At 67.5% G+C, this 25,614-nt stretch carries 32 protein-coding genes; 24 read left to right on the top strand and 8 right to left on the bottom strand.

Features of this window, described 5'->3' with window-relative positions; all coding sequences use genetic code 11:
- Positions 1 to 32 precede the first annotated feature (32 nt).
- The 18 genes from AB8998_RS02165 to AB8998_RS02080 all read left to right on the top strand — a co-directional run bounded on the left by AB8998_RS02165 (position 33) and on the right by AB8998_RS02080 (position 14,054).
- Positions 33 to 263: a helix-turn-helix transcriptional regulator gene (locus AB8998_RS02165; protein ID WP_369736613.1), complete on the top strand. Its 231-nt coding sequence runs from the start codon at positions 33 to 35 to the stop codon at positions 261 to 263.
- Positions 260 to 406 carry a hypothetical protein gene (locus tag AB8998_RS02160; protein WP_369736611.1) on the top strand — a complete coding sequence of 49 codons (147 nt, stop codon included), beginning with the start codon at positions 260 to 262 and terminating at the stop codon, positions 404 to 406. The genes AB8998_RS02165 and AB8998_RS02160 overlap by 4 nt, the downstream gene beginning before the upstream one ends.
- 123 nt (positions 407 to 529) lie before the next feature.
- The gene (locus tag AB8998_RS02155; RefSeq protein WP_369736610.1) at positions 530 to 670 is read left to right on the top strand and encodes a hypothetical protein; all 141 of its coding nucleotides are present in this window, start codon (positions 530 to 532) and stop codon (positions 668 to 670) included.
- Positions 671 to 750: 80 nt separating this feature from the next.
- Complete coding sequence (locus AB8998_RS02150) at positions 751 to 1,107, top strand: hypothetical protein (protein WP_369736608.1); 357 nt, start codon at positions 751 to 753, stop codon at positions 1,105 to 1,107.
- A 10-nt stretch (positions 1,108 to 1,117) separates the two neighbouring features.
- Entirely contained in the window at positions 1,118 to 1,783 is a 666-nt protein-coding gene (locus AB8998_RS02145) for a hypothetical protein (protein WP_369736606.1), read from the top strand.
- A gap of 132 nt (positions 1,784 to 1,915) precedes the next feature.
- Positions 1,916 to 2,245: a hypothetical protein gene (locus tag AB8998_RS02140; protein ID WP_369736605.1), complete on the top strand. Its 330-nt coding sequence runs from the start codon at positions 1,916 to 1,918 to the stop codon at positions 2,243 to 2,245.
- A gap of 3 nt (positions 2,246 to 2,248) precedes the next feature.
- Positions 2,249 to 4,180: an ATP-binding protein gene (locus AB8998_RS02135; protein WP_369736603.1), complete on the top strand. Its 1,932-nt coding sequence runs from the start codon at positions 2,249 to 2,251 to the stop codon at positions 4,178 to 4,180.
- Positions 4,177 to 4,875 carry a hypothetical protein gene (locus AB8998_RS02130; RefSeq protein ID WP_369736602.1) on the top strand — a complete coding sequence of 233 codons (699 nt, stop codon included), beginning with the start codon at positions 4,177 to 4,179 and terminating at the stop codon, positions 4,873 to 4,875. The genes AB8998_RS02135 and AB8998_RS02130 overlap by 4 nt, the downstream gene beginning before the upstream one ends.
- 22 nt (positions 4,876 to 4,897) lie before the next feature.
- Positions 4,898 to 6,127, top strand: a complete 1,230-nt coding sequence (locus AB8998_RS02125) for a prolipoprotein diacylglyceryl transferase (protein ID WP_369736600.1) — start codon at positions 4,898 to 4,900, stop codon at positions 6,125 to 6,127.
- Positions 6,128 to 6,422: 295 nt separating this feature from the next.
- Positions 6,423 to 7,145, top strand: a complete 723-nt coding sequence (locus AB8998_RS02120) for a hypothetical protein (protein WP_369736598.1) — start codon at positions 6,423 to 6,425, stop codon at positions 7,143 to 7,145.
- Positions 7,142 to 7,588: a hypothetical protein gene (locus AB8998_RS02115; protein ID WP_369736597.1), complete on the top strand. Its 447-nt coding sequence runs from the start codon at positions 7,142 to 7,144 to the stop codon at positions 7,586 to 7,588. Before AB8998_RS02120 ends, AB8998_RS02115 begins: the two co-directional genes overlap by 4 nt.
- Before the next feature lie 8 nt (positions 7,589 to 7,596).
- Positions 7,597 to 8,784 carry a hypothetical protein gene (locus AB8998_RS02110; protein ID WP_369736596.1) on the top strand — a complete coding sequence of 396 codons (1,188 nt, stop codon included), beginning with the start codon at positions 7,597 to 7,599 and terminating at the stop codon, positions 8,782 to 8,784.
- Positions 8,772 to 9,482 (top strand): neutral zinc metallopeptidase, encoded by a 711-nt coding sequence (locus AB8998_RS02105; protein WP_369736594.1) that lies wholly within the window; start codon positions 8,772 to 8,774, stop codon positions 9,480 to 9,482. Before AB8998_RS02110 ends, AB8998_RS02105 begins: the two co-directional genes overlap by 13 nt.
- A gap of 1 nt (position 9,483) precedes the next feature.
- Positions 9,484 to 9,912 (top strand): hypothetical protein, encoded by a 429-nt coding sequence (locus AB8998_RS02100; RefSeq protein WP_369736592.1) that lies wholly within the window; start codon positions 9,484 to 9,486, stop codon positions 9,910 to 9,912.
- Complete coding sequence (locus AB8998_RS02095) at positions 9,909 to 10,730, top strand: hypothetical protein (RefSeq protein WP_369736591.1); 822 nt, start codon at positions 9,909 to 9,911, stop codon at positions 10,728 to 10,730. The genes AB8998_RS02100 and AB8998_RS02095 overlap by 4 nt, the downstream gene beginning before the upstream one ends.
- A 17-nt stretch (positions 10,731 to 10,747) precedes the next feature.
- The gene (locus tag AB8998_RS02090; RefSeq protein WP_369736590.1) at positions 10,748 to 12,613 is read left to right on the top strand and encodes an NlpC/P60 family protein; all 1,866 of its coding nucleotides are present in this window, start codon (positions 10,748 to 10,750) and stop codon (positions 12,611 to 12,613) included.
- A gap of 26 nt (positions 12,614 to 12,639) precedes the next feature.
- Positions 12,640 to 13,689, top strand: a complete 1,050-nt coding sequence (locus AB8998_RS02085) for a hypothetical protein (protein ID WP_369736589.1) — start codon at positions 12,640 to 12,642, stop codon at positions 13,687 to 13,689.
- Complete coding sequence (locus AB8998_RS02080) at positions 13,686 to 14,054, top strand: hypothetical protein (RefSeq protein ID WP_369736587.1); 369 nt, start codon at positions 13,686 to 13,688, stop codon at positions 14,052 to 14,054. The genes AB8998_RS02085 and AB8998_RS02080 overlap by 4 nt, the downstream gene beginning before the upstream one ends.
- 37 nt (positions 14,055 to 14,091) lie before the next feature.
- Here the strand turns inward: AB8998_RS02080 and AB8998_RS02075 are convergent, their stop codons facing one another.
- From AB8998_RS02075 to AB8998_RS02055, 5 genes are all read right to left on the bottom strand, one after another.
- Positions 14,092 to 14,271 (bottom strand): hypothetical protein, encoded by a 180-nt coding sequence (locus tag AB8998_RS02075; RefSeq protein WP_369736586.1) that lies wholly within the window; start codon positions 14,269 to 14,271, stop codon positions 14,092 to 14,094.
- Positions 14,272 to 14,550: 279 nt separating this feature from the next.
- The gene (locus AB8998_RS02070; RefSeq protein ID WP_369736585.1) at positions 14,551 to 14,853 is read right to left on the bottom strand and encodes a hypothetical protein; all 303 of its coding nucleotides are present in this window, start codon (positions 14,851 to 14,853) and stop codon (positions 14,551 to 14,553) included.
- A 271-nt stretch (positions 14,854 to 15,124) separates the two neighbouring features.
- A complete protein-coding gene (locus AB8998_RS02065) occupies positions 15,125 to 16,111 on the bottom strand; it encodes a GAF domain-containing sensor histidine kinase (protein ID WP_369736584.1) in 987 nt (328 codons plus the stop codon).
- Positions 16,112 to 17,184: 1,073 nt separating this feature from the next.
- A complete protein-coding gene (locus AB8998_RS02060; RefSeq protein ID WP_369736583.1) occupies positions 17,185 to 17,565 on the bottom strand; it encodes a thiol-disulfide oxidoreductase DCC family protein in 381 nt (126 codons plus the stop codon).
- Between the two features lie 23 nt (positions 17,566 to 17,588).
- Positions 17,589 to 17,891 carry a DUF4193 domain-containing protein gene (locus AB8998_RS02055; RefSeq protein ID WP_369736581.1) on the bottom strand — a complete coding sequence of 101 codons (303 nt, stop codon included), beginning with the start codon at positions 17,889 to 17,891 and terminating at the stop codon, positions 17,589 to 17,591.
- Between the two features lie 545 nt (positions 17,892 to 18,436).
- Between AB8998_RS02055 and AB8998_RS02050 the strand changes: the two genes are divergently transcribed.
- Complete coding sequence (locus AB8998_RS02050; RefSeq protein WP_369736580.1) at positions 18,437 to 19,111, top strand: HAD family hydrolase; 675 nt, start codon at positions 18,437 to 18,439, stop codon at positions 19,109 to 19,111.
- Here the strand turns inward: AB8998_RS02050 and AB8998_RS02045 are convergent.
- Together AB8998_RS02045 and AB8998_RS02040 are read right to left on the bottom strand one after the other, a co-directional pair.
- Positions 19,031 to 19,351, bottom strand: a complete 321-nt coding sequence (locus AB8998_RS02045) for a heme-binding protein (RefSeq protein WP_369736579.1) — start codon at positions 19,349 to 19,351, stop codon at positions 19,031 to 19,033. The two genes, AB8998_RS02050 and AB8998_RS02045, sit on opposite strands and share 81 nt — an antisense overlap.
- Before the next feature lie 90 nt (positions 19,352 to 19,441).
- Positions 19,442 to 19,783 carry an STAS domain-containing protein gene (locus AB8998_RS02040; RefSeq protein ID WP_369741393.1) on the bottom strand — a complete coding sequence of 114 codons (342 nt, stop codon included), beginning with the start codon at positions 19,781 to 19,783 and terminating at the stop codon, positions 19,442 to 19,444.
- 192 nt (positions 19,784 to 19,975) lie between these two features.
- Between AB8998_RS02040 and AB8998_RS02035 the strand changes: the two genes are divergently transcribed.
- From AB8998_RS02035 to AB8998_RS02015, 5 genes are read left to right on the top strand one after another with little or no spacing between them, the layout of a single operon-like run.
- On the top strand, positions 19,976 to 20,878 hold the full coding sequence (locus AB8998_RS02035) for an STAS domain-containing protein (RefSeq protein ID WP_369736578.1): 903 nt from the start codon (positions 19,976 to 19,978) through the stop codon (positions 20,876 to 20,878).
- A gap of 22 nt (positions 20,879 to 20,900) precedes the next feature.
- Positions 20,901 to 21,290 (top strand): STAS domain-containing protein, encoded by a 390-nt coding sequence (locus AB8998_RS02030; protein WP_369736577.1) that lies wholly within the window; start codon positions 20,901 to 20,903, stop codon positions 21,288 to 21,290.
- The gene (locus tag AB8998_RS02025) at positions 21,280 to 21,699 is read left to right on the top strand and encodes an anti-sigma regulatory factor (RefSeq protein WP_369736576.1); all 420 of its coding nucleotides are present in this window, start codon (positions 21,280 to 21,282) and stop codon (positions 21,697 to 21,699) included. The genes AB8998_RS02030 and AB8998_RS02025 overlap by 11 nt, the downstream gene beginning before the upstream one ends.
- 58 nt (positions 21,700 to 21,757) lie before the next feature.
- Positions 21,758 to 22,330 carry a SpoIIE family protein phosphatase gene (locus AB8998_RS02020; RefSeq protein ID WP_369741392.1) on the top strand — a complete coding sequence of 191 codons (573 nt, stop codon included), beginning with the start codon at positions 21,758 to 21,760 and terminating at the stop codon, positions 22,328 to 22,330.
- On the top strand, positions 22,327 to 24,546 hold the full coding sequence (locus AB8998_RS02015; protein WP_369736575.1) for a SpoIIE family protein phosphatase: 2,220 nt from the start codon (positions 22,327 to 22,329) through the stop codon (positions 24,544 to 24,546). The genes AB8998_RS02020 and AB8998_RS02015 overlap by 4 nt, the downstream gene beginning before the upstream one ends.
- Here the strand turns inward: AB8998_RS02015 and AB8998_RS02010 are convergent.
- Complete coding sequence (locus AB8998_RS02010; protein WP_369736574.1) at positions 24,540 to 25,601, bottom strand: glycoside hydrolase family 15 protein; 1,062 nt, start codon at positions 25,599 to 25,601, stop codon at positions 24,540 to 24,542. The two genes, AB8998_RS02015 and AB8998_RS02010, sit on opposite strands and share 7 nt — an antisense overlap.
- Positions 25,602 to 25,614 lie beyond the last annotated feature (13 nt).

The following is a 25,614-nucleotide window of genomic DNA, read 5'->3' as shown; positions in this document are numbered from 1 at the left end:
CAGTCCAAACGATACAGACAGGAACAGACAACATGCAGCGTGCACGTAGCACCCCCAAGGAACACCCCGAGTACCTGACCATGCAGCAGGTCGCCGACCGGCTCCAGGTGAGCAAGCAAACCCTCTCCTACTGGCGCTCGAAGAACACCGGACCACTGTCCATGCAGGTAGGACGTGGTGTGCGGTACCCGGTGCCCGAGTTCGAGGCGTGGCTGGCAAAGCAGGCGCAGCGCACGGCGCGCGGTGAGAAGGCGACGGCATGACCGCCACCTGGGCGCGCTGGCTGGAGCGGTATGGGGACGACTACCCGACCCTCGCCGAGCGCATCGACGCCTACGAGTCCTACCTACACACCCGCGACGAGATGGAGCGCGTGTTCGGAGGACGTACGGAGGACGCGAAATGAGCTGGAACTTACGGCGTTTCGCGGCGGCTGCGGAACCGATGGGAAAGGCAGCGTGTTCGTCACCGATGACGAGATTCTTCGGTACCTGGGACGGCACGGGCTCAAGACCAACGGGAGCGCGGCGTGACCGGCACGGACTGGCAGCGCTGGCTAGCCCGGTACGGGAACGAGTACAAGACCGACACCGAGCGCGTCGCCGCTTTCGAGGACTACCTGTTAGCCCGCGCAGAGATGAGGGAGGTGTTCAAGACCGAGACCCCGTGAAGCAGAAACCCCCGCCTGGCAGGGCGGGGGAATCCCAAACAGTCAACAGATGATGACCAATCAACAACAAGGAGTTTAGCATGACAACAACCCTGACCGAAGGAGACGACCGAATGAACGCCCGACGACTAGCCGCCGCCGTAGCCGTTGCCGCCGCCCTGGGCATGGGTGGGGGAATGGGCACCGCCGCCGCCGCGCCGTGGTGCAACCCTGACGGCACGAGCCCGAGCGGTTCCGCCGTGTGTAAGTACCGCCCCGCCGACCCGCCGAGCGAGTACAAGCCGCGCGATCAAACCCTGGAGCATGTGGTGCTGCCGCTGGTGGGCGGGGGGCTGGCTGGCTTTGTTTGGTGGGCGAGCCGTCGCCGTCGCACCGCCCCGCCGCCCCCGCCGCCGCCTGGGTACGACGCGCGCCCGTCGCGGGATTACCTGGACTGAGGAGCCGGGAATGTTGGACTACGACGGCGCAATCGAGGAGAAGCGCGACCGCTACCTGGACGGGTTCGCGGCGTTCAAGGCGAGCCTTCCAAGTTTGCTGGACATGCTGGACGCGCATAGCCGCGACGAGGACATAGCGCGCAAGTGGGGCACGGCGCACGAGGAGCGGCGGGGGTTTTTCAATGACGCGGCGACCTTGGGGCGAACCATCAAAGCCGCCCGCCGTGACATCCCGACCGTGACGGCGGCGTATGCCGACTTGCTGGCGTTGGACGTGCTGCTGGCTGAGCTGGTGACCCTGACCGACGCGGGCGAGGCTGACGTAATTATCTCCATCCCCCGCCGTCTCATGGACGCCTCACCCGCCGAGATTGCGGACGACCTGGACGCCGCCCTGGACGCCCTGGAGAAGGCACGCCGCGAGTTCGAGCACGTGGTAGCGAACACCCCCGCCGAGATTGGGGATTTCCGGGTCTGGCGGGGGCTGATCGTGACCCTCTGGAACGTCCACACCGCCCGCCGCCGCCTTAGCGCGCTGTTGACGGTAGCGGGAGCCCGAACCCGTGCAGCAAACACACCCGCCCCCGCCGTGGCTACCGCAACACGCCCGCAAGCCCCCGCCGCGCCGAGCCCTGAACCCGCCCCGAGCGATGACCCGTTCGCTGACCTTTTCTGACTAGGAGGAGCCCCGATGATTTCCCTACTTGCTTTCTACCTGGCGGCACATGTTCCCGCGTCTGTCCCGTACGTCGCCGCTGTCGTGGCGGCTGTCGCGGCGGGCATGGCGTCACCCGTGAAGGAGTGACCGATGTACTGGCTGATCGTTTCCGGGCTTGCTGTCGTGACCGCCGTGGGCGCACCCGCTGGGCATGGGTTCCTGGACGTGGTGGTTGTGCTGGCAATCGCGGCGGCGATCCGTTGGCTGTACAAACGCGCGACCGCGCCGAAGCCGACCGCGCCTGTCTATGTGAGCCCGTCCGACTTGCACACGCAAGCGCTACAGGCTGAGGAGGAGCGCATGTCCGAGTTGCAGCGCGCCGAAGCCGCCGCGAAAGCAGCCGCCGAACAGCGCCGCCGCGAGGCTATCGAAGCCGCCCGTCGCGCCGCCGCTGGCGATGACGGCATGACCTGGGGTTGACACATGGGACTGTTTGGGTTTGGCGGTACCCCTGGCTATGAGCCGACCGCCCGCGAGCGCTGGCAGATACAACAGGCGGAGATTAGGGAACGGAAGCGCATAGCGCAACAGGAAGCCCGCGAGGCTGACCGAATCCGTCAGCAGATGGCGAAGGACGAACTACGCGCCCGTGAGGAACGGCGCAAGATCGCCGAACGGGCACAAGCCGAAGCTGACCGTGAAGCCGCCGCCGCCGAGAAGGCGATCCTGACCGAGCCGCGCACTATCTGGACGGGCGCAACGCGCGGGAACAATAAGCCGATCATCGTTTGGGATTTCAGGTGTGAGCCGCCCGCCGACGTGGACGTGAAAGTCCGCCGTCACGGGCTGGGTGCACTGGTTGCCCTACGCCCTGGGGGTGGGAGTTTTCAGAGGAACGACGCCGCGCTGGTGTCTTTGCAGAACAAGCACGGGAGCACGTTACCGCCCGAGTTTCTAGTCGCGCACCGCGCCGCCCTGTCCGACGTGGTGACTAAGTACCCCGCGCTGACCCGTCTACGCGACGACGGGGCGATGGCGAGGGTTTTCGACGCCGCCGGGCTAGTCATGGATGACAAAACCACCGAGCAGATGACGGGCACGTATGGCGTGTACCCGCGAACCGTGACCACCCGCAACGTCCCGACGTTGACCGACGTGTGCATCCGCGCGGGCGGGCTGGAGCTGACGTACGCGCACCGCGACGGCGACAGCGTGGAGAAGTGGAAGCCGAAGCTGCCGTTGCTCAGGTCAGCCTTGAAAGCCAGGGGTTTCAACAGCGATGCCCTGACCTTGCACGAGACCGACACCGGCGACATCCTCATCCGATTTAACGACCGCGATCCATTTTCCGCCCTGGCGAATCTCACCACGGGAGCCTGGGATAATGAAAAATTCCGCAGCCTTTTGGGTATCGACTCGAACGGGCGCGAGGTGTGGATTACGTGGCGCGACACGTCAGGCGTAATTATCGGCGGCGTGGCGGGATCGGGTAAAACGGCGAGCCTTTTACCTGTTTTCCGGGGAATGGAAAACAACACCGAGCTGTACGTTTTTGATGGAAAAGCACAAAGGGATTTGCACCCTCTCCGTCACATTTGTCGAGTTTACGACAACAGCGGCGATATTGACGCCCCGCTGGAAACAATGCAGCGATTGGAGAAATTGCGCACATTACGCGGGGATGCTATATACAAACGGCTAGGCGCGGCGTCGTTCTGGCACTTGACCCCTCAGCAGCGCGCTGACCTGGGCGTTAAGCCCGTTTTCGCGGTGCTGGACGAGGCTCAGGTATGGCTGAAACCGTCCACCGATAAAGCGAAGGCGACCATTCAAAATCAAATCAGGGAATGTGTCGAGAATTTGATAAGAATGGGACGAAGCGCGGGAATTGTCGTCATTATCACCACGCAGCGCCCGAGTGCTGAAAGCATTCCGACCGACATCCGCGATAATGCACAACTCAAAATCGCCTTCAGGATGACTAATGACATCATGACGCAGATGACACTAGGCAGCATTCCGGGAAATCCACAGTTGAACCCGTCGAACATCCCCATCAGCGCACGTGGGCGGTTCGTCATGGACACCGAAGGCGCGGGGCTGGTTTTGGGACAAGCTGGGTACATCAGCCCCGGCGACCTGGAGGACGCGCTGGCGGACGCGCAGCCCGTACCCGATCAGTGGGCGGTGGCGGCGGCGTTGGCGGGGCGAGCCCCCGAGGGCGCAGGCGCACACCCCGCAAGCGCGAGCGCAACACGTACGCAAGAACCGCCCGCGCCCGCCGCGAGCGGTTCACCACTGGATGACGCGGCGCTACTGGCAGCCCTTGCCGAGGCGCAAAGGCGTGGACTCATCCCGAACCCCGCGCAGCCCGCAGCGCAGCCCGAGCCGAGCACTGGAGGGTTCGACCTATGACACGGAGCGAGCGGAGTGTCTGGGCGGTGGATGTCCTTAGTGCTGTCGTGTCGTTTTCACGTATCACCGACGCCGACCCGCAGCCGAGGATTGGGCGGGTGCTGGTACGCCCCGAGGGCAAGGACCACACGCCCCTCTCACAGTGGCAGCGGGCGAGCGCAGCAGCCGATGAAGTGATGCACAAGTTGACCGGCAACGGCAAGCCCGCGCTGGTAGTGATGGCTAAGCAGCAGTGGGGCAGCAGCGGGGCGGGCGGCAAGGGAACGAGTGACCCGACCGCAGCGCGGCGGCTAGCCTTGCACGCCCTGATCGAGGACAGGTTGCACAAACAGGGCGTCCCTGTTGCCGAATTCCCTTATCCCACATGTCTTGTCTGGCTGTGTGGGCATCAACACAAAGGGTCAACAATGTCATCACTGGCTAAAGCTGTTCAGGACACGTTCGGGGTCACGGCACCGCGCGAAACCCTCGCCGATGGCACCGACCGCGCCGTGGCATTTCGCCCGCAAGTCGGGGCGTTGGCGGCGGTTGGGGCGATGGCGGCGGGCATTAGGACGGCGGTACCCGTGACCGATGAACGGTTGAAAATCGTTAGGGGAGAAGGGAACCTAGCGGTACAACTACCCGCCGGGCTGTACATCCCCGCAAGCGCCGAGGAGTGGGAACGGAGGGCGAGCCGTCATGTGTCAGTCTAGGGCTGAAGGCGGGAAGCGTTGCATGGCGCACAATTGCAAACGTGAAAATGCAAGGGCGAAGCGGGAACTCAAGAAAGCCCGCAAGAAATACCACGACGCGGGCATGAACCCGAAGAACTGGGTAGAGGAGGCGGACGGTACAAGTCACGCCGACCCCGCAGTGATGCAGCCGTTGGCGGACGCGGTGGAAACCGCCCGATTGATCGAACGATTCACCGACCCGAAGGCGGGGGATCGGTACAAGTCGGGCATCCTCTCACAGTTACCGAAAGAGTGGCAAGGCGCGGCAGCAGCGGCGGCTGATGCAGCAGTTGAGCACGGCAAGGCGGCGGCGAAACTCAGCGGTGAAGCAGCGACCGCGCGCATGTTTGACAAGGACGAGGAAGCCGCCGAGAAGGAAGAACAGGCGGAAGCCGAGCGCGGCGCAATGTGGCGGATGGCGGACGCCGTGAGGGGCGCGCTAGCGATGGCGGGCACGTCAGTCGGTGATCTGGCGGGTGATCTAGCCCGTGACGTTGGCGAGGTAGCCGGTGAAGTCGGGCGGGCGTTTGGTGAAGTTGCCGGTGAAGTCGGTAGCGCATTCATGGATGAGTTGGTGGAGGTAGGGCAATCACTGGAGGACGTGATGGTGGAGATAGCGGGCGGTACCCCACCCTCACGTGAGAACGCACCCGAGAGCGAGAGCGCAGGCGACAGCGATAGCGCAACCGAAGCCTCACCCGAACACGGCGAGAGCGAGAGCGCAAGCGATGACGACGAGGGCGAGAGCGTAAGCGGTAGCGACAGCGCAAGCGTGAGCGATGAGCCCACGGCGAAGGCAGAGGGCAAGGCGGACGGCAGCGGCAAGCCCACAGGGGCGGGTGAGCCCGAGGGCAAGCGTGAGCTGAAGACAGAGGGCAAGCCCGAGGCGTCGCCGAAGCCCCAGGGCAAGAGTGAGCCCGAGGGCACCGCAACACGCACGCAGCCCGAGGGCAAGACCACGCCGAAGCCCACGGGCAAGCCCGAGCCGAAGCCCACGGCGTCAGCACAAGGCAAGCCCACGGCAGAGGGCAAGACGAAGCCCGAGCCCACGGCACAGGGCGGGGGCAAGAGCCCGATACCGGAAACCGCAACACGTACGCAAGCGCAGCCCGAGCCCACGGCGGGGGCGGAAGTCCCGAACCCGTCACTAGAGCCGTCCATCCACGAGATGACAGACGACGAGCTACTACGGTTCATCGCCACGCGGCGGGCGATGTTGACGGCACGTTAGCAACGTAGGTAGGTCAACTAGCACTGTACGGCGACACGCGGACAAGCAGGTCATATCCCGTACAGGATTGCTATACTTTCCTCATGTCAGCAAAGACCGAACTACTGAACGAGTTAGCCGCCACGGCGGCAGCCCTTGCTATGCACGAGGCGGGGCGACAGGCGGCACGAAGCCGCCGGACGGAGTTAGTAGCACGAGCACGAGCAGCGGGCGCGAGCCACGGCGAGATAGCGCGGGCGATAGGCGCATCCCGCAGCATGAGCCAGTACATCAGCGAGAAAGTCGGGGCGTAATCATGACCAAGCACACCGCCATCGCCGCCGTGCTTACCGTGACCGCCGTAGGTATCGGTGTAGGTGCGGGTGTCATCGCCGCGCATCCCCTCACATCGACCACGTACACGCTCAGCATCCCCGCCGAGACTCAGCAGCGCATCGAGGAGGACCGCCGTAGTGCTCTCCGTTGGGCGGTGCAGCGCCACGGATGCCACGATGACGACGACGCACGGCTGAATCTGCACCCGTGCCGCGACGACGACCTAAGCAACGTGTCGGTGGCGTTCCGCCCCGATGTGGCGGAACTGCTTGCGCCCGTTGCTAATTCGTTCGACCTGCCGCCCGTGTCTGAGTGGGCAGCCCGCCGCGATGCCCTCGCCCAGGAAGCACCAGGACGAGCGCGTGAGGTGTGCGACAGTTGGTGCGGGTATTGCCGGACGGGATACATCCTTCCCGAGCGGAGCACGGGCGCGAATTGGCACGCTGTCGTTTCCGCCCCGGCGGGTTCCCGTCAACAGGTCGAAGCGAGGGCGGCGTACCTGAACACCCTCTACATGACCGAGCGGAGGCTGCCGAAGGGCGCGGCGGTGATGTTCACGACCAACGCCCCCACCGCCGAGCCTGTAACGGTCGTCGCGGACACGGCGCGGTACTACATCCTCCCAGCCGTGTTGGGTGCCTTGGCGCTCGGTACGGGCGTTGCGGCGGCGTGGGCATGGACACGGAAGGAGCAGGTGGCATGACAACCCCGACCACGCTCGGTACGACTGGACAGACGACGGTGAAGACCGACTCCGCCGCGCTACGCCGTGCTGCTGCCGTGCTACAGGAGCGCGCCGCCGCGCTCCAGAAGGCGGCGAAATCCCTTGCGGCACTGCCGCCCACCGTCGACACGGCGTCCGGGCAGTTCCTCTCCCACCACGCACCCAAGGAGGTGTACCACGGCGCTGTCAGCTCGCTGAAGGCGCTCTCGGACAAGTTCGCGACCGAAGCCGATCACGCCGTGCGGACGCTCTCGGAGAAGGCTGATGCACTCCTCAAGACGACGGACAAGCACGACGCGACTGAGGACAAGAACGCCAAGGACATGGACAGGATTGGCGACCGCGCCCGCGACATCGCGCCGCATGGCGGTACGTCCACCAAGCCCGCCCCCACGACTGGCGACAAGCCGGTAGCGATCTAGGAGACGAGATGCCTTCAAGCACAAGCGAGTTCGCCTTCCACGACGCCGCAGCGCAGTTCCACGCGCTCGCGGAGGCTCTCAACTCGCTCCCTGCCCTCGACCCCATCGACGGGGAGGGCGCGACCGCCGACGCCGTGAACGGGATCATCGCCGACCAGAGGCAGTGGGAGTCCGCGATGGCGATGAAGGCATCGGAAATCGCCCAGGCTTGCCAGCAGCAGCACGCCGTGGACCAGCAACTCGCCCAGGCTCCCTCCGTGCAGGACGTAGAAGAGGCGAAGCGCCGCCTGGACGAAGCGCAGGGCGATAACGCCAAGGCGCAGAAGATGAACGAGTACGAGGACGTGAAGCGCGAACACGACAACGCGGTAGAGGTCCACGCATCCGGTACTCAGCCCACCGTGGGGACACTGGGCGGGGTTACCGTACCGACCGCACTCGGCGGGCACTGGGGCAGCGGAGAGGCATACGGCGGATCGTCGTCTACCGACCCGTTCACCGGCGGCGGAGGCTCAGGCGGTAGCGGGGACGGCTCAAGCGCTGGCGCGGGCGACACGAGCCTGTCCAGCGACACCTCGGACGCAGGTAACCAAGCCAAGCCGATGCTCGGCGGGGGACAGCCGCAGATGCCTCCAATGGCGCAGCAACCCCAGGCACCCCAGATGCCGCAGGGCGGGGCGTCCCCAGGCGCGGGCGGAGGAGCCCCGTCCATGCCCCCGATGCGGGGCGCAACCCTGCCCAAGGACAAGGACAAGGACAAGGACAAGGGAAGCGATCCCCTGGATGACCTCAAGACCGACCTCAGCGGGGACGCCGCAGCAGGTGCCGCTGGAGCGGCAGCGGGCGCGGCGATGGAGCGGGGCGCGACTATACAAGGCGCACACACTCGCGCCGACATCAGCGGACTCAACCGTCCCGCCGTGGGCGCGGTCGGAGGCGCTCAACCCGTACCACCGCAGGGCGGCATGATGAGCGGTCCAATGGGCGCGGGCGTCCCCGGCGGAGGCGGCGCGGGCGGAAGCAAGCCGAAGCCCCGCGCGGACATCAAGTCGTCCGACCCGAAGCAGCACGGCATGGACTCAATCGAGGACGCGGTAGAGGGCGGAATCCTGGGACGTACGACGGCTGAGAAGCCCGACCTCACACCGAACTCATCGGTGACCGAGGACAAGGAGCGGGGGAGGTGGGAATCGTGATCCGTTACGGCACAACGACACTGGCGGCGCTGGGTATGGCGCTGTCCATCTCGGCGTGCTCGCAGACGGTCGAGGGACATCCCACAGCAAGCCACACAGAGACCGTTCCCGTCGTGGAGGCGGGTACCCCGACCCCGACCCCAGCATCGGTACCAGCACCACCCACGGGGGACGTACCGCAGCCGCGTAGGGAGTTGACCGTGGCGGAACTAGTGCCCGCCATCGTCGCCAACGCGACCGCGTACTGGTCGGAGCATGGGGAGAAGTTCCCGTTGCCCGGCGTGGTGGCTGACGTTAACGCCAACCCGTGCCCGTGGCACGACGACATGGCGGCGATGTGTGATGGAGTTGTCTACTACGACTCGACCGCTGTCGAGGGACTACGCCGCGACAGCGGAGACCTTGCCGTGGCGGAGGTGTTCGGACACGAGGTCGGACACGCCGTGGAGCACTACGCAGGTAGGGACCAGGTAGACCACACGACCCTGGAAGCCCGCGCGGACTGCGCTAGCGGGGCATTCATCGCCGCGCGGTTCACACAGGTCACGGAGGACCGTGCTACCGAGGTGTTCAACCAGACCGAGATGTTCGGCACGGACGGTATTCCCACCAGGGCGTTCCGCGCCGGGTTCGAGGCTGCACGCAACAACGCGGACGTGGTGGACGTATGCACCACCTACACCACGAGGGGGCGCTGACATGACCAACCGTCAACACACCGCCCGCGCGGTGGGTGCCGCCATCGGACAGCGCGCCGCGATGGCGGACTTGCGCCCTGACTTGGACGTGTTCCGCAAACAAGCCCTCGCCCCGCCCGAGAGGGACGGATTGTGTGTGGGCGAGGTCATCCAGAACCTCAACGCCTGGATCGGTGACATGGCTCCCTCGGTGCGTAACACGGACGCCCCGCGCGGTGTCCCCTACGCCGTGGTAGGTGCAACCGCCGCAACGCACGAAGGCACTGGAAGCGGCGAGACGTGGCACTACGGAAGCGGATTCAGGACGCTCATGTCCTGCTTACGGAACGACTTGACCAGCCCAACATCAGGATTCACCCAGGACTTCGCGCGGGCGCTGTTTCCCGTGTTGAAGCTCGTAACCAGCATCAGTGAAGGAGCGGCATCATGACTGAACCACTCATCGAGTTCGCGGCACGGGGAGCGCCGAAGGTCATAGCCGAGTTCCTTGGTATGGGCACGAAAGCCGCTGAGGGTGTAGAGGACACCGCCAAGGTAGCAGAGGGCGTGTCCGCAGCCGAGAAGACCGCTGAGGGCGTGTCCGCAGCCGAGAAGACCGCCGTGGAGGCAGGCGAAGGCGGTAAGGAAGCCCTCGCGGACGCCGCGAAGAAGGGTGCGGCTAAGGGTAAGTCCTTGTTCTCAGACGGAATCGGCTTCGTCAAGAAGCACCCTAAGAGCAGTGCTGTTGGCGCACTAGGGCTGGGCTTGCTGGCGGCGGGGGCTATGGGAGGCGGCGATGGCGGCGGACCAATCAAGTCCCTGAGTGACGCGCTCGGCGCGGCAGGAATCCCCAACGGCACCGATGTGGCCGGTAATGGCAAGTCGTTCGGTGCTGGTCACGGCGGCACGGGCGAAATCGAAATCGACACTGAGGCGTTGGGAGCGTTCGCGGTGGAGCTGCGCCGCGCCGCCGATGCCTTGCATACCGCGCCGGGTGAGATGAAGGCTGCCATCGCGGAGTTGACCAAGCACTACAGCACGGACGGCGCGGGGACGCCTACCCGTGACGGAGGCGTGATGCCGTGCGCGTCTGGCATGACGAAATCCCTTGCCGCACTTGACCACCAGTACGAGCAAGTCGTGCAGGGAATCATCACCCAGCTCACACACGACGCCGACGCCATCGACGCAATCTGCCGCGCACACGAGGACAGCGAACGTGAGCACTCGGAGAAGTTCAACAACATCGACACCGGCGCTCTCGCCTAACCGACAAGGAGACTGATATGAACACGGACGTTCTCAAGCACACGCCGCCGAGCCCAGACCGCGCGGGGCAGCCGACGCTGTACCTGCCCGTGTCCGGGGTGGGCGACGTGGATGATCCTGACGAGAACGGCGGCGACAAGAGTGTCTACGGCTGGGACAAGAGCATCGACCGCCTCAACACCGCGACCCTGAACCGCGACCCCGCCCATACCTGGTCGTACGACCCCACCGGGTGCGGCGAGGGATGCGCTGAAATGCCCCCAGCCGTAGGCAAACTCGACCCTGGGCAAGCCCTCGAAGCACCCATGAAGCGCATCGTGGAAGCCCTGGAGACGGTGGGCGGGGCGTTGAACTCTCACAGCGGCGAGCAGTGGGTGGACCGTGTTAACGCCGTGTACGGTCCCGGCGGACATTTCGACATCGCCGCGATTGCAGGCAAGACCCAGGACGTGTACGAGTCCGCGACCCATGCCGTCGAATCGGTTGACACGGCGGCGCAGAGCCACTTGGACGGACTCCACAACGTCATCCACCAAGCCCGAGACCTGCTGGCTAACCGCTGGGAGCAGTTGCACCTCAAGTGGCAAGACCTTGGGCTTATCCCGTTCGGAACCAGCCCGATGGCGCTGGTCGGCGCTGGCGGGATGGCGGCATGGCGACTGTGGGACGTGTACCAGGCTATGGACGAGCACCTGGACACCGACAAGCCGAAGAAGGCGATGCTTGACGCCCAAGCCAAGGCTGATAGCGCGGTGAAGGCACTGGACGAACAGACCGGGGGTTGGACGGTTACCCCGAACGCGACCCCGATCAACCTGGGAGACGGACACAAGGGCAAGCCCAAGGACGAGACGCGCGACCCGAAGACGGTGCTGACAGGTGACGTGAAGCCCGCCGATATGTCCAAGGACGACCTCAGCAAGAAGCTGGACGCCCTGCTCAACAGCAAGCCTGACGCCAACCCGCTCGGCGGTGGCGACCCGCTCGGCGGAGGCGGGATGCCTGGCGGCGGGATGCCGTCGATGCCGTCGATGGGCGGAGGCGCACCGGCTGGCGGAGGAATGCCCGACATGCCGCCCATGAAGCCCCTGGACGACCCCAAGGACGACCCGTTCGACAAGGACAAGGACGCCCTCAAGGACGACCCCTTCGACAAGGACAAGAAGGACGACGCCCTCAAGGACACCGACGACAAGGACGACAAGGACAAGGATCACGACAAGGACAAGAAGGCGGACGTGGGCGACCCCGACCACACCGCCGACCCCGCCGCCGCTGTCCCGCCTGTCGCGGGTGACGGAACTCAGCCCGCGCCAGTAGACCCGAACTCGCCCGAGGCACGTTCGGTTACCCTGCCGTCAGGGCAGCGGGTCACGTTCCCGACCGCGCACGAGGCTGAGCTGGTCAAGCAGCTCATGAACGCCGATCCGAACAACCCCAAGAGCCTGTACATGGCTGCCAGTGAGGCGGGTTACCAGCTCCCGCCGATGGGACAGGACATCGGGGAGAAGGTTCCGCCGAGCCAGATGCAGCCAGGGGACATCGTGTCCACCGGACAGGGACACCAGGGCGTGTTCCTGGGCAACGGGGACGTGCTAATGGAGGACCAGTCGGTCAAGAAACTCAGCGATGTCGCGAACTTCGATGGACCGAACCAAGGCATCTTTCGCCTCGCCGAGCCCAACTCGGGCAGCGGATCGCTCGACCAGCCGGTCGGCGTCCCGAACGAGGAGGGACACGGCACTACCTCGACGCCAGGGCAGCCCGTGCAGACCGCAGGAGCGCCTGGCGTCCCGTCCGACACGACCGCGAGCGCGGCGTCCAACCCTGGACAGTCGAGCAACGTGTCGGGCATGGACCCCGGCACGGCGTCGGCGAACTGACCGCACCAAGTAGCAAGGAGCAGGAAATGATCGAACCAGCAAACACCCCCGACTGGCACAAGATCGTCAGCGAGGACTCGTGGCCCAAGTGGAATGAGGACGACCACGCGCAGGTGGCGCACGGCGAAGTGGACGCGGCGGGACGAGCCCACACGGGCGCGGCAGCCGTGCAGACGATGCACGCCGCCGTTGCGGGCAACATGACGGGGATGACCGCAGACGCGGCGACCTCAACCATGACCCACCGCGCCGGTAACCTCACCGGGCGCGGGGAGTTCCACGGCAACCGCGCCGTCGTGGCGGGACTCCTCGCGATGAACACCGCCAACGCGAAGTCGCAGATCAATTCCATTGCAGCACAACATGAAGCGCAGGTCGGAGCCCTCAAGGTACGCATGGCAGCCTCGGGCGGAATGCAGAAGGACGCGAAGGAGGAATACGACCAGATCGTCGCGAGCAACAAGCAAGCCGTCGAGGGCGTGAAGCGTCAGCACGACGAGACGCACGACCAGCTCAAGGACCAGTTCGTCAACGGGGATGAGCCGTCCGTCCCCGACTCGATGCCGGGCGGTAGCAGTGACTGCGGCGCTACCCCCGACCTCCCCTCGGACGTGCAGTCCAAGGTCGGGCAGCTCATGGGCTCGGGCGGCGCACCGGGCGGTGGCGGCGAGATGCAGCAACTCCTCGGACAGGGCATGGGAGCCATGCAAGGGGCGATGGGACAGCTCGGTCAGCTAACTCAGCACACCCCCGGCGCGGACATCATCCAGAACCTCGGCTCCCTGTTCCAGGGCATGGGTCAGGGCGGCGGGGACAGCCAAGAAGTCACGCCCGAAGCCCTCGACAAGCTCCTCGCGGGGCAAGACCACCACGACGGCGGCGACAGCGGCGGGGTCACCCTCGCATCGGACCACGAGGACAAGCACGACGACGTGGACAAGGACAAGCCGTCTGAGCCCGTCAAGCCGTCTGAGCCCGTCAAGCCGTCTGAGCCCGCGAAGCCCTCACCCGCCGCGACACCCCTGAGCGCAGCCCCGCCCGCTTCGGCAATGACGCCGGGAACCGTCCTGTCGTGACCGAAGGACACGGAAACGCGCAGCTCACGGGCGGTTTCGCGGCGCTCGCGGTCGCGCTGGGTGAGGTTGTCAAGGCGCTCGAAGGCGCGCGGGGGACGGACGCAAGGGAACTTGCGGACATCGCGCTGACCCTCGCTGCCGTCTGCCAGGTGCAAGCCAAGGCGGACGACGACCTCGCCCGGAACGACCCCGGTGTGGACGCCATCGCCGCCGCCCGCGCCGTGTTCGACGCTGACCCCACGGGCGAGAACTTGGACACCTTGCTCAAACTGGAACAGCGCCACGTCAACGCCATCCTCGCGCACACCGTGGTCACGACCCAGCTCCCGATCCCGCGCATCCCGCGCCTCTCAGCCGCGCGCTGACACCGCGCGGGGACGACCACATGCGCTGGTCAGACGCCTAGCCGTGCGCGGCGCGGATGCGCTCGAACCATCCCGTTATCTCGACCTCGCAGTGCGCCGTGAGTGCCGCGTCCACCACGCCCTCGGGCACGCTGGCGTCCTCGCAGCCGTCCACCCCGACCACGATGACGTTCCCGAACAAGGGGACGAACACCGCCGGGTTCAAGGTGTGCCACATGCCGCGTAGCCGTGCGGTTGAGTGGTAGCCCGAGCCGTATCCCGTCCTCGTGGACGTAGAAGACGGCACGCTCCCCCGCCGCCGTCTGCCCGTACACCGCTTCTACGTAGCCGCCCGCGATGCGCTGGTACAAGAACACGTCTGGGTCAAGGGGCGCGGGGCGCGGCGCGAGGCATGACACGGCGTGGATGACGAGGGCGTCGATCTGTTTCGTATTCATAGTCCGAATCGTGCACCAGCCCACCGACACCGCCGCGCGGGGACGTAGATACGCGCAGGTCAGGGCGTGCCGTACTCCCGCAGCAGCGCGGCGTACCGCTCGCCGTCGATGGTCAGACCGCCCGGATCGGTGATTCGGTCGAGCGCGTCGTCGGGCGGCATCGGCACGTAACCACGCCCGTACACCGTCCCTGTACGAGGTGCCCGCGTGCGGCGGCGTGGTCGTGGTCGTGGTGCGGGCGCGGGCGCGGGCTCGGGCGGAGTCCACCGCGCCGCGTCCGTCCAGGGGAAGGTATCGAGGTCGTCGTCGGCTTCCAGCGCCGTGATGTCAGCGAGGAGCGCGTCCAGGTCGTGCTCGGTCACAGACCCATTCCACCGCACCACACCGGCGTTCCGTGCGAGGTAGGGGACGTGACATGTCGCCGGTGCCGCGTGTCTGGTGCGTGTCAGGACTCTTGGTATTCCTTGGATTCATTGGACAGACGGGATCGGGGAAAGGTGCCCTCACCTGCCTGTCTATCGGTTCCGTACAGGCTATCCAGTACAGACAAGTACCAGGTCGGCAGATGACCCCTTCGTTCGGGACGAAGAGGCCGTGGGTTCGAATCCCGCCACCCCGACCCAGAAAAGTCCGTCAGCGGGTTCGCTGGTTCAGCGCCGCGCTCCAGCTCACCACGGTGTCTCCCGTGGCGGAGCTGGTGACGACGCAGCGGCCGCCGGTTTCCCCTGAGCGGCGGGCGAGGTCGGCCAGGCCACAACGGCGCCGGTCATCGGCCCGGATGGGCCCGTCGTCGCTCACCTCGGCGCTGATGTCGTCGACGCCGACGGTGACGGCGATGCGGGTCGTACCGGAGTGGCGCACGGCATGGCCGAGCGCTTCGACGAGGAAGGCCTCGGCGTGTTCGGCGAGTTCCTCGCTCACGGCGGCCAGGCGGCCCGCCATGCTCAGCGAGGTGCTGATGTCCCCGCCCTCGGTGAGCCGGGCAACCGCATCCTGGATGCACTCGGCGAAACCGCGGCGGGGCGTGGCGGGCCGCGGCAGGTCGAAGACCGTCACCCGGATGTCGTTGATGACGTCCTCTAGCTCGTTGGCGAAGCCGCTCACCCGCGCCGCCAACTCGGGCGAGCGCAGCCGTGCGGCGACGCTCTGCAGGCCCATGCCGACGGAGAAGACGCGGTGGATGACGAGGTCGTGCAGATCCGCCGCGATGCGTTCGCGATCGGTCAGCAGGCTGAGTTCCCGCGCGAAGCGCCGCGTCGTCGCCAGCATCACGGCGATCGCGGCGTGACCGGCGAAATCACCGACCAGGTGCAGGCATGCGGGGTCGAACGGCGGTGCGGCGCCGTTGCGCGTCAACACGATCACGACGATCGTCTGCTGTTCGGCGGACAGCGGCATCACGATCGCCGACCGCTCCCCCAGGTTGGTGATCGCGTCGGCCGGGCAATACAGCGAAGAGGTGATCAAGGGTTCACCGGGCCGGAACACCTCGCCGGCCGTCGAGCCTGAGATCGGAATGCATTGTCCCAGAGCCTGATCCGAGTATCTACCGACCGCGGCGGACACCACGAGGGCGTCGACGTCGACGCTGGCCTGCTCGGGGTCGGCGGGCACCAGCACGGTCGCCTGCTCGCATCGGTGAGTTCGGCCGCCCGCTCGCAGATCAGCTGCAGCGGCTGCAGATCCGGGTCGGCCTCCGACAACAGGGCGGTGGTGATCTCCCGGCTCGCGCCGGTCCACCGGGCGGCCGCGCTGACCCGGTCGAACATCCGCGCGTTGTCGATCGCCGCCGATGCCGCCGAGGCCAGTGCCTCCAACGTGATCTCGTCGACGTCGCCGAAGACGCGCCCGGGCGACGACGGGCATCCCCAGGAAGGCGCGCATCGTCGGGTGGTGCGCGGGAAATCCCGCCGCGGCCGGATGCCTGGTCAGATCGTCGAGGCGCAACGCCCTTACCCACGGGCGGGTGGCCGACCAGTCTCGGCGTGTCGGGATCCATCCCAGCGGGCACGAACGAGGCGGCGTGCCGTCCGGCGCCCACACGCCCACCGCCCCGTAGCGGGCCCCCGTCACGGTCATCGCGGCGCTGACGATGCGGTACAACGTCGCATCGAGGTCCAGGTCGGCCCCGGCGGGGTTCGAACACTCCGAAGGGCCGGGCCCCGTAGGCCGATTTTTCCTTCACGCCATTCTCGCCGACCACGACCGGCACCTTCGCTGTCGCGAAACCGGTGCATTCGACACCGACGCCGATTCCGCGCACACCGGGCGGGGTATCGGCAGGTGCCACCAGTGAACTATCGGCGAGGTCGTTCCGTCAAGATCACGGCGGCGATAATCTGTCGCGATAACCATTGTTCACCAATCGATTTCGCACGATTAGGCAACGACTGTTACGGATAGCTGTAACATGCCGTCACGTTCCACGCCCGCGCCGACGCCCGCTAGTGCAGCAATGCCTGCCGGCAGAAGGCCCACCGGTCGCGAGCCGTCGGGCGCGAGGCGCAGGAGTCCGTCGCCCCGCCGGTGCTCGACGATGCCATCGGCCGGGCCCGACAGACCCGCGATCTGGCCCGAGCCGTCCGTGAGCAAGCCGAAGCGGCCCGGCGTCGCAGACGCTGCAGACAGCGCGGCGGAAACGACCTGACACGGCTGAATAACGTTATGCACCACGGCTTTCGGGGATCATAGGCTCAACCGCAGCGCTGCGGCTCGGCCTCGCACAGCGGTGTCACCCCGCGAAAGCGATAGCGATGGGCGGCGACCCAGCGATAGACGACGTTCTGCGCGGCGCCGACCCCGGGAATCCGGTAGATCCACAACGGCACCGGCGTGCCGAGCGCCGCGGACAGGGCCGAGTTGATGGCCCGGGCCCCCGACGAGACGGCGCCCGACGAGTCCAGCCACCACACGGACTTGGGCGGCCGGTCGCCCGGAACACCCAGGCGGTCGGCCATGCCCGGCGCCTGAAACGGTTCGATGCGGAGTCGGCCGGTCCGATCCAGGCGGTCCAGCCGCCCGGCAGCCCGGGTGCACATCCCGCATCGCCCGTCGAAAACCAGGGTGCCGTCCATCCCCCGAGTCTACGGCGATCCGGTCACGCGCAGTCGGCGCAGATCGCCACTCCCGGGCCGGAGTTGCGCAACCGGCTGCGGTGCTGCACCAGGAAGCAGCTCGAGCAGGTGAACTCGTCGGCCTGCTGGGGGATCACCGTGATCGACAGCTCTTCGGAGGACAGGTCCGCGCCCGGCAACTCGAAGAAGTGCACATCGTTGGGGTCTTGGTCGACAACGGCGGTCGACGTCTCGGGCCGGGTGGGTGCCAGCTCGCGGAGCGAGCCGATGTCGGAGTGCTCGGTGTCTGATACGCGGCGTGCGTCGTAATCGCTTGCGGTCGTCATGGCCTTTCCTTTCTCGTCGGTGGCGGGTTGACGCACTTTCCTGTACTCATCACCCGTGGCTCATGCACTACCCCGTTGGAGTACCGGTCACACCCTCGAAACGGAAAAATCTGCACGTCCGCCAGTCGATACGGGCCGGGGCGGCCACCGCGACACCCCCGGGGCGGTCCGGTCAGCTGGCCGGCGGGGGCGGTGGCTGGTCGGGCCGCGCGGCGTGCCGGCGCACTTCCGTCTCGCGGACGCCGCGGTGTATGCGCATCAGCCGGAGGGCCGAGACCACCCCGGACAGGGGGCCAGGATCAGCGCCACGATGATCGGGCCCGGAACATTAGCGCCGTGGTTGACGGTTTCGCCGGCACGGCCGCGGGTGGTGCGTTCGTAATCGATCGGGTCCAACGTCGCTCCACGGGAGAAGGGTTGCGTACCAGGGCCGTTCGGAGTGAATCCCACGAAAGTGTCCACCGCGTCCACCCGCCGGCGCGGGGGCCAAACGCCCCTGCCCACTCGCCGGTGTCAACCGGACGTGGTGTGGGTATGCCGGGCGCATGAATAGCCCCGCGGTCCTGTTCGACGTCGACGGCACGCTCGTCGACTCCAACTACCTGCACGTCCACGCCTGGCAACGGGCCTTCGACGCCGAAGGCCTGCCCGTCGCGGCCTGGCACATCCACCGCTGCATCGGCATGGACGGCGCGGAGCTGGTCCGCATGCTTTCGTGCGACGCGCCCCACGACGTGCGGGAACGGCTCAGCGACGCGCACAGCCGCTACTACCGCGAGGCCATCCCGCTGCTGGCCCCGTTGCGGGGCGCCCGCGCGTTGCTGCACCACGTCGCCACGCTCGGCCTGCAGGTGGTGCTGGCCAGTTCGGCGCCCGGCGACGAACTGGAGGCGTTGCTGAAGGTCCTCGACTGCGACGACGTCATCGCCGCGACCACGTCGTCGCGCGACGTCGACACCGCCAAACCCGAACCCGGCATCATGCGGGTCGCCCTGGAGCGGGCCGGCGTGGGAGCCGAACAAGCCGTGTTCGTCGGCGACGCGGTCTGGGATGCGCACGCCGCGGCGAACGCCGGGCTCCCCTGCATCGGGGTGCTCAGTGGCGGCATCTCCCGCACGGAGTTGCAGGACGCCGGCGCGTCACCCGTCTTCGCCGACGCGCAGGACCTGCTGGACCACCTGGAATCCACCCGCATCGGGGCGCTGGCCGGGGGCCGCTGACGGGCGACCCGGATTTCGCGCCACGACCGGCGCCATGATGCCGCGCAGGTCGTCGTACTGCTGCGGGTGCGTGCGCACATAGTCGCGCAGGCTGGCCGCGGCCTTGTCGTGCGGCCGCAGATACGCGGTGCTCACACGGGGCGCGGCGAGCGCCGGCGGGGGGCAGAGAACCTCGCCGAGCAGGCAACACCCGACGACGGCGATCAGCGACCGGCACGCGGTGGAACGACGGATCTTCATCTCCCAGCCCTTCGACGTTCCGGAACCCCCTACAACGCCGGATAACCGCACGCGCCGCCGGCCAAACGCAGCCCGAGTGACGCGGGCGTCCTAGCGGTTGAGTTTGCCGTCCCGCACCGCGGTCAGCGCGTCATCCAGCGTGGGGTACAGGGGGAACGTCTTGTCCAGACCGGTCAGATGGATCGGCCGCCTGGTCGCCGGGCCCCGCGCGACCACGCCGAAGTCGGCGGACTTGCCGAGCTTCTCGTAGGTGGCGGCGAGAATCTTCAGCCCCACCGAACCGAGGAACTCCACCGCGGAAAGATCGATGACCAGCGCCGTCGGACCCTCGGCAACCACTGCGCCGATGGCTTGTTCGAGGACCGGAGCGGTGACCAAATCGATCTCGCCGCTCACACTGACCACGGAGACCCCATCGTGGTCGGCGACCATCGTGGTAATAGAATCAGGAGCTGACAATGGCGATCCTTCGTCCTGGGCCATGACTGATGGTGCAAGCGTAACCCGCCGTACGAACGGCGAGAGCAAGACGCCCTCACCGCCTGCCCCACAGCAATCCAAGCTAGTCTCGCACAAGGATGCGCGCACCGCGGCGTGCGCCCCGGGAGGGCATCAGGAGGAAAGATGTCAGAATCTCCATCGAATTTCCCCGGCACCGCCGCGGCCACCCAGCCGGTGAGCATCTCCAGCGACGGACTGCTGCCGCAACTGGTCCAGCACCTGCGCCAGAACCGCACCATCCTGCGCGAGGAATGGGCCCGCAGGATCACCGAGGCAAAACTGCTCACCGCGATGACACCGGACGAGCTGTTCGGCGAGGCCACCGCCGTCTACGACAACTACGTCGAGGTGCTCGAGACGGGCAGCGTGGAGGCGCTGCAGGCCTACGCCCGCGACCTGTCCGAACGAATCATCCCGCGGGGTGTGGAGACCGACGAGGTCATCGGCATCGTCCTGCTGCTGCGCGACGTGCTGGCCCGCTCGCTGTTCAAGAAGTACCAAAGCAACTTCGAGATGCTCAACCGCGTGCTCGACGCCTACGAGCCGGCGGCCAACCGCATCGCCAACACCGTGGCCGTCAGCTTCGTGCAGGAGCGCGAGCGCATCATCCGCCAGCAGCAGGAGGCGATCCGCGAGCTGTCGACGCCGGTCCTGCAGGTGCGCGAGCAGCTGCTGATCCTGCCGATCATCGGTGTGCTCGACAGCCAGCGCGCCCGCCAGGTCACCGAGCAACTGCTGCGGGCAATCCGCGCCAACCGCGCGAAGGTCGTGGTCATCGACATCACCGGTGTGCCCACCATCGACTCGACGGTGGCCAACCACCTGGTGCAGACCGTCGACGCGTCCGGCCTGATGGGCGCGAGCGTCATCATCACCGGCCTGTCCTCGGAGATCGCGCTGACCCTGGTGACCATCGGGCTGGACCTGTCGAAGATGAACGCCGTCGGCGACCTGCAGGGCGGCATCGAGGAGGCTGAGCGCCTGCTCGGCTACGAAGTCACCCGCGCCGGGGAGCAGACCGGGTGAGCCCAGCCGGGGCGAGGGGACCATGCCGGTACCGATCCTGAAGCAGGGGGCGATCCTCATCGCCACGGTGCAGGCGGCACTGTCCGATTCCGACACCGAGCGCCTGCGCCACGACCTCATGGAGCACGTCAGCCGGTACCGTGCGCAAGGCATCATCGTCGACGTCACCGCCATCGACGTGATGGACTCCTTCGCCGCGCGGTCGCTGCAGACCATCGCCCGGATGACGCGGCTGCGTGGCGCCGACACCGTGATCGTCGGCCTGCAACCGGAGGTGGCCTTCGCGATGGTCCAGCTGGGGCTGGCGTTCGACGACATGACCACCGCCCTGGACCTGGAGGAGGGGCTCTGTCTGCTGCATCGGCAGCTGCGGGCCGGCAAACCGGCGATCGGGCGCGACGGTGGCGGCTGACGCGAGCGAAGCCGTCGTCGCCATCGAGCATCCCGACGACATCGTGGCCGCCCGCAAAGCGGGACACCAGCTCGCTCTCGACCTCGGGTTCTCCCTGACCGACGTCACGATGATCGCCACCGCGATCTCGGAGATCGCGCGCAACATCACCAGCTACGCGGGTCGCGGCACGGTCCGCGTCACGGTGGCCGACCGGGAGGGCCGCAAGGCGCTGGTGGTGCGCGCCGAGGACCACGGCCCGGGCATCACCGACGTCGAGCGCGCGATGGAGGACGGGTACTCGACCGGCCGCGGCCTCGGCATGGGCCTGCCCGGCGCCCGGCGCCTGATGGACCGGCTGGCGGTGCACTCGGTGCTCGGCCGCGGCACGGTGGTCGAGATGTGGAAATGGGTTCCGCCGGGTGCATGAGGAATGGAATCGCGGGGGCCGGCTCGGGCCGATCGAGTGGGCCACCGCGGGTCGCCCGCTGCCCGGAGAGACCATCTCCGGCGACCAGGCGGTCGCGATCGACATCGGCGGCGAAGCCGCCTTGTTCGGTGTGATGGACGGGCTCGGCCACGGCCCGGCCGCCGCGACACCCGCGCTGCGCGCCGTCGATGCGCTGCGGCGCGCCCGCTCCGAACGCCTGGAGGTCCTGGTGCAGCTGTGCCACCGCGTGCTGGCCGGCACCCGGGGGGTCGCCATGACCCTGGCCCGGGTGGACTTCACGGCCAACACCCTGACCTGGACCGGGGTCGGCAACGTCACCGCCAACCTGATCGCCAGGTCCGCCCGCGGCATCCACGTCCGATCCGCGGCGCGCCTGACCGCGGGCATCGTCGGCTACCGCATTCCGGAGATCCAGCCCGCGCAGGTGGTGCCCCTGCGCGCCGGCGACCTGATCGTCATCGCCAGCGACGGCATCACCGACTTCGCCGTGGAGGGAATCGACTTCGCGGCGGCCGCCGCGGGCATCGCCGAACATATATTGGTCGAGCACGCCAAGGACACCGACGACGCGATGGTGCTCACCGCTCGTCACCGGGGGGCAACCAGATGAGCAAAGCCGACGCCTTTCGCGCCCGCTACGACGCCGCGCTGCGTGCCTACCTGGCCGCCCGCGACGAGGACAGTCTGGCCGTGGGCCACGAACTCGGGCGGATCGCCCTGCAGGACCGGATCAGCGTGCTAGACATCGTCGAACACCACTTCGGCCTGGTCTATGAGGCGGGGCGAACCGCCGCCGTCGACGACGCCGGGGCCCTGGAGTTCCTGTTGCAGACGCTGGCGCCGCTGGACGTCGCGACCCGCGGATTCCTCGACGGCACCCGGCGCTACGCCGAACAACGGGCGCGCGCCGAAGGTCTCGCCGACCGCGACAAGTTCCGCACCGCCCTGGTGAACTCGCTGCAAGAGGGGTTCTTCGTCGCCGATCACGAGGCGACCGTGGTCGAGATGAACCACGCCCTGGTCGAGATCGTCGGGTACCCCGCCGAGGGCTTGCCCTACCGGTGGCCGCACCCCTGGCTGCTCGACAAGGAGACCGCCCTGCAACAACGTTCGGTGGTCCGCGACAGCGGCGGCAGCCACTACGAGACACCGATCCGGCACCGCGACGGCCACCTCGTCTGGGTCCTGGTGACCATCAACACGGTCCGCGGATCCGGCAGCGGCCTCGACGCCTACGTCGGCACGGTGCGCGACATCACCGCGGAACGGGCCTTCGCGGCCCGCGAGAGCGCGGTGCTGCGGCTGGCCACGTCGGTGGCCGTGGCCAAGAGCGTCTCGGAGCTGCTGTCGATCACCCTCGACGAATGCCGGGCGGCCCTCGACGTGCGCCGCGTGCTCGTCGCCGAATGGCCCAACGGAGACGGCGAACCGAACGTGCAGGCGGCGGGCCGGCCGGCCCAGTCCTGGCGCCAGCTCCATCCGTGGCTGCGCGAGACCTTCCAGCAGGCGCGTCAGCAGCTGCCGCTGACGGCCAAGCCGATCGAAGGTCCGGACCGCCCCGGCAAGGCCCACGGGCTGGTCGCGGTGCTGTCCGGCTCCGGGGATCTGGCACTGTGGCTCGAGCTGGGCTCCCCGCGCTGGATCAGCGCGGAGGACCGGCTGCTGGTCACGGTGCTCATCGGCCACCTCAGCCTGGCCATGCAGCATGTCCGCCAGTTCGAGACCGCCCGCGAGACGTCCCTGACCCTGCAGCGCGCCATGCTGCCCCCGATACAGCCGCCGCCCGGCTTCGCCGTGCGTTACGAACCGGCCGTCCCGCCGCTGGAGATCGGGGGCGACTGGTATGACGTGCTGCCCGTCGGCGAACATCGCATCGGCATCGTGGTCGGCGACTGCGTGGGCCGCGGGCTGCCGGCCGCCGCGGTCATGGGTCAGCTGCGCAGCTCGGCGCGCGCACTGCTGATCAACGGCGCCCAGCCGGCCCTCCTGCTCGAGCAGCTCGACCTGGCGGCGTCGCTGATCCCCAACGCTTATTGCACAACGGTTTTCGTCGCCCTCCTAGACACCGGGTCCGGGGCCATGGAGTACAGCAACGCCGGCCACATGCCCGCGGTGATCGTGGGCCCGGAACCGGGGGCGACGACCGTGGTGGCAGACGCCGCGTCGGTGCCGCTCGCGGTGCGCCGGGACACGCCCCGCCCGCAGGGCGTGCGGGTGCTGTCGGCCGGCTCGACGCTGATGGTGTTCACCGACGGCCTGGTCGAGCGCAAACACGAGTCGATAGACGTCGGGATCGCCCGCGCCGCAGAGGTTCTGGCACAGACGGCGGACCTGGCCCTGGACGACGTCGGCGAGGCGGTGCTTCGCGAGCTTGCCCCGGCGCCGGGATTTGACGACGATGTCGCCATGGTGATCTACCGGCACCGGCAACCACCGTTCCGATTCGAAACCCAGGCCGCCGCAGACCAATTGGCCGGTATGCGGCGCCGTCTCGGCGAGTGGCTCGAGGGTGCCGGGGTCCCGGAGTCGCTGGGTGCCGACATCGTGCTGGTCGCCAGCGAGGCGTGCACCAACTGCGTCGAGCACGCCTACCGCGGGCGCGGGGACGGGACGATGCTGGTCGAGGCCGACGCCGTCGACCGGGAAATCCGCCTGCGGGTCATCGATTCCGGCTCCTGGAAGACCCCGGCCGCCAACCCCGGAAACAGCGGGCGGGGGCTGCCGCTGATGCGCGCGATCAGCGACTCGATGGAGGTCAACAGCACGGCCGACGGGACCGTCGTCGCGGCCGGCTTCCGCCCGCCGGCGCCGGCACAGGGTCACTGATCGCGCTGCAGATGGCGGGCGGTGTTGATCAGGCCCACCATGCTGAACGCCTGCGGGAAGTTGCCGAGCTGGCGGGCGGTGTCGGTGTCGTACTGCTCGCTGAGCAGACCGACGTCGTTGCGCAGGTCGAGCAGGCGCTCGAACAGCGCCCGGGCCTCGTCGCGGCGGCCGATGCCGTGCAGGGCGTCGGCCAGCCAGAAAGTGCATGCCAGGAAGGCGCATTCGCCGCCGTGGATGCCGTCGACGTCACCGTCGGCGCCGGGCCGGTAACGCACGATCAGGCCGTTGTCGCTCAGCTCGCGCTGCACGGCCTCGACGGTGCCCACCACCCGCGGATCGTCCCACGGCAGGAAGCGGACCCGCGGGATCAGCAGCAGCGCGGCATCCAGGCCGCGGGAACCGTAGAACTGGGTGAACGTTCCCCGGTCGGCGTCGAAGCCGTGTTCGCAGACGTCGGCGTGGATGCGGTGCCGCAGGGCCCGCCACTCGTCGATCTGCAGCTTGGACGGGTCACCGGCGACGGCCCGAACCAACCAGTCCCGCCACGCCTTGGCCTCGTCGACGTACCCGGTGTCCAGCAGCGCCTGCAACGTGTAGGTGGCGTCGCGCAACCAGCAGTACCGGTAGTCCCAATTGCGTTTGCCGCCAAACACTTCGGGCAGTGCTGAGGTGGCCGCGGCCACCACCCCACCGGTCGGCCGGTAGATGAGCGCCTTGAGCGTGATGACGGCACGGCGCACCGCCGCGTCCCAGGGTCCCCGGTAGGTGCAGCGGTCGATCCAGCTTCGCCAGAACATCTCCGTGTCCCGCAGGGCCTGCTGCGCCTCCGCCTGGGCGGCGTTGCGATTGTGCGTCGGCATGTGGGTGAGCACGAACGGGATCTTCTCGCCGCGGGCCACCTCGAACTCGGCCACCACGGCCTGGTGATCGCCCGCCAGTCGCACCGGGGTGGACAGGCACAATGTGTCGGGACCCGCGATCGCGCGCATTCCCTGCTCGGTGAACGTGATCCAGGGCCGGATGCTGCCGTAGTCGAACCGGATCACCAACCGCATCCGCATCCGGACC

Source organism: Mycobacterium sp. HUMS_12744610 (genome assembly GCF_041206865.1).
GTDB lineage: Bacteria > Actinomycetota > Actinomycetes > Mycobacteriales > Mycobacteriaceae > Mycobacterium > Mycobacterium servetii.
This window is presented reverse-complemented; position numbering and strand designations above follow the sequence as displayed.

What these genes read in the sequence shown, in the direction of transcription:
- AB8998_RS02145 (WP_369736606.1), top strand. Translation starts at nt 1,118, where the DNA reads ATGTTGGACTACGACGGCGCAATCGAGGAGAAGCGCGACCGCTACCTG.
- AB8998_RS02040 (WP_369741393.1), bottom strand. Translation starts at nt 19,783, where the DNA reads ATGGTCGCCGACCACGATGGGGTCTCCGTGGTCAGTGTGAGCGGCGAG.
- AB8998_RS02150 (WP_369736608.1), top strand. Translation starts at nt 751, where the DNA reads ATGACAACAACCCTGACCGAAGGAGACGACCGAATGAACGCCCGACGA.
- AB8998_RS02120 (WP_369736598.1), top strand. Translation starts at nt 6,423, where the DNA reads ATGACCAAGCACACCGCCATCGCCGCCGTGCTTACCGTGACCGCCGTA.
- AB8998_RS02160 (WP_369736611.1), top strand. Translation starts at nt 260, where the DNA reads ATGACCGCCACCTGGGCGCGCTGGCTGGAGCGGTATGGGGACGACTAC.
- AB8998_RS02165 (WP_369736613.1), top strand. Translation starts at nt 33, where the DNA reads ATGCAGCGTGCACGTAGCACCCCCAAGGAACACCCCGAGTACCTGACC.
- AB8998_RS02085 (WP_369736589.1), top strand. Translation starts at nt 12,640, where the DNA reads ATGATCGAACCAGCAAACACCCCCGACTGGCACAAGATCGTCAGCGAG.
- AB8998_RS02035 (WP_369736578.1), top strand. Translation starts at nt 19,976, where the DNA reads ATGTCAGAATCTCCATCGAATTTCCCCGGCACCGCCGCGGCCACCCAG.
- AB8998_RS02100 (WP_369736592.1), top strand. Translation starts at nt 9,484, where the DNA reads ATGACCAACCGTCAACACACCGCCCGCGCGGTGGGTGCCGCCATCGGA.
- AB8998_RS02060 (WP_369736583.1), bottom strand. Translation starts at nt 17,565, where the DNA reads ATGGACGGCACCCTGGTTTTCGACGGGCGATGCGGGATGTGCACCCGG.
- AB8998_RS02125 (WP_369736600.1), top strand. Translation starts at nt 4,898, where the DNA reads ATGGCGCACAATTGCAAACGTGAAAATGCAAGGGCGAAGCGGGAACTC.
- AB8998_RS02090 (WP_369736590.1), top strand. Translation starts at nt 10,748, where the DNA reads ATGAACACGGACGTTCTCAAGCACACGCCGCCGAGCCCAGACCGCGCG.
- AB8998_RS02135 (WP_369736603.1), top strand. Translation starts at nt 2,249, where the DNA reads ATGGGACTGTTTGGGTTTGGCGGTACCCCTGGCTATGAGCCGACCGCC.
- AB8998_RS02050 (WP_369736580.1), top strand. Translation starts at nt 18,437, where the DNA reads ATGAATAGCCCCGCGGTCCTGTTCGACGTCGACGGCACGCTCGTCGAC.
- AB8998_RS02140 (WP_369736605.1), top strand. Translation starts at nt 1,916, where the DNA reads ATGTACTGGCTGATCGTTTCCGGGCTTGCTGTCGTGACCGCCGTGGGC.
- AB8998_RS02010 (WP_369736574.1), bottom strand. Translation starts at nt 25,601, where the DNA reads ATGCGGTTGGTGATCCGGTTCGACTACGGCAGCATCCGGCCCTGGATC.
- AB8998_RS02015 (WP_369736575.1), top strand. Translation starts at nt 22,327, where the DNA reads ATGAGCAAAGCCGACGCCTTTCGCGCCCGCTACGACGCCGCGCTGCGT.
- AB8998_RS02115 (WP_369736597.1), top strand. Translation starts at nt 7,142, where the DNA reads ATGACAACCCCGACCACGCTCGGTACGACTGGACAGACGACGGTGAAG.
- AB8998_RS02055 (WP_369736581.1), bottom strand. Translation starts at nt 17,891, where the DNA reads ATGACGACCGCAAGCGATTACGACGCACGCCGCGTATCAGACACCGAG.
- AB8998_RS02130 (WP_369736602.1), top strand. Translation starts at nt 4,177, where the DNA reads ATGACACGGAGCGAGCGGAGTGTCTGGGCGGTGGATGTCCTTAGTGCT.
- AB8998_RS02095 (WP_369736591.1), top strand. Translation starts at nt 9,909, where the DNA reads ATGACTGAACCACTCATCGAGTTCGCGGCACGGGGAGCGCCGAAGGTC.
- AB8998_RS02030 (WP_369736577.1), top strand. Translation starts at nt 20,901, where the DNA reads ATGCCGGTACCGATCCTGAAGCAGGGGGCGATCCTCATCGCCACGGTG.
- AB8998_RS02075 (WP_369736586.1), bottom strand. Translation starts at nt 14,271, where the DNA reads ATGTGGCACACCTTGAACCCGGCGGTGTTCGTCCCCTTGTTCGGGAAC.
- AB8998_RS02045 (WP_369736579.1), bottom strand. Translation starts at nt 19,351, where the DNA reads ATGAAGATCCGTCGTTCCACCGCGTGCCGGTCGCTGATCGCCGTCGTC.
- AB8998_RS02110 (WP_369736596.1), top strand. Translation starts at nt 7,597, where the DNA reads ATGCCTTCAAGCACAAGCGAGTTCGCCTTCCACGACGCCGCAGCGCAG.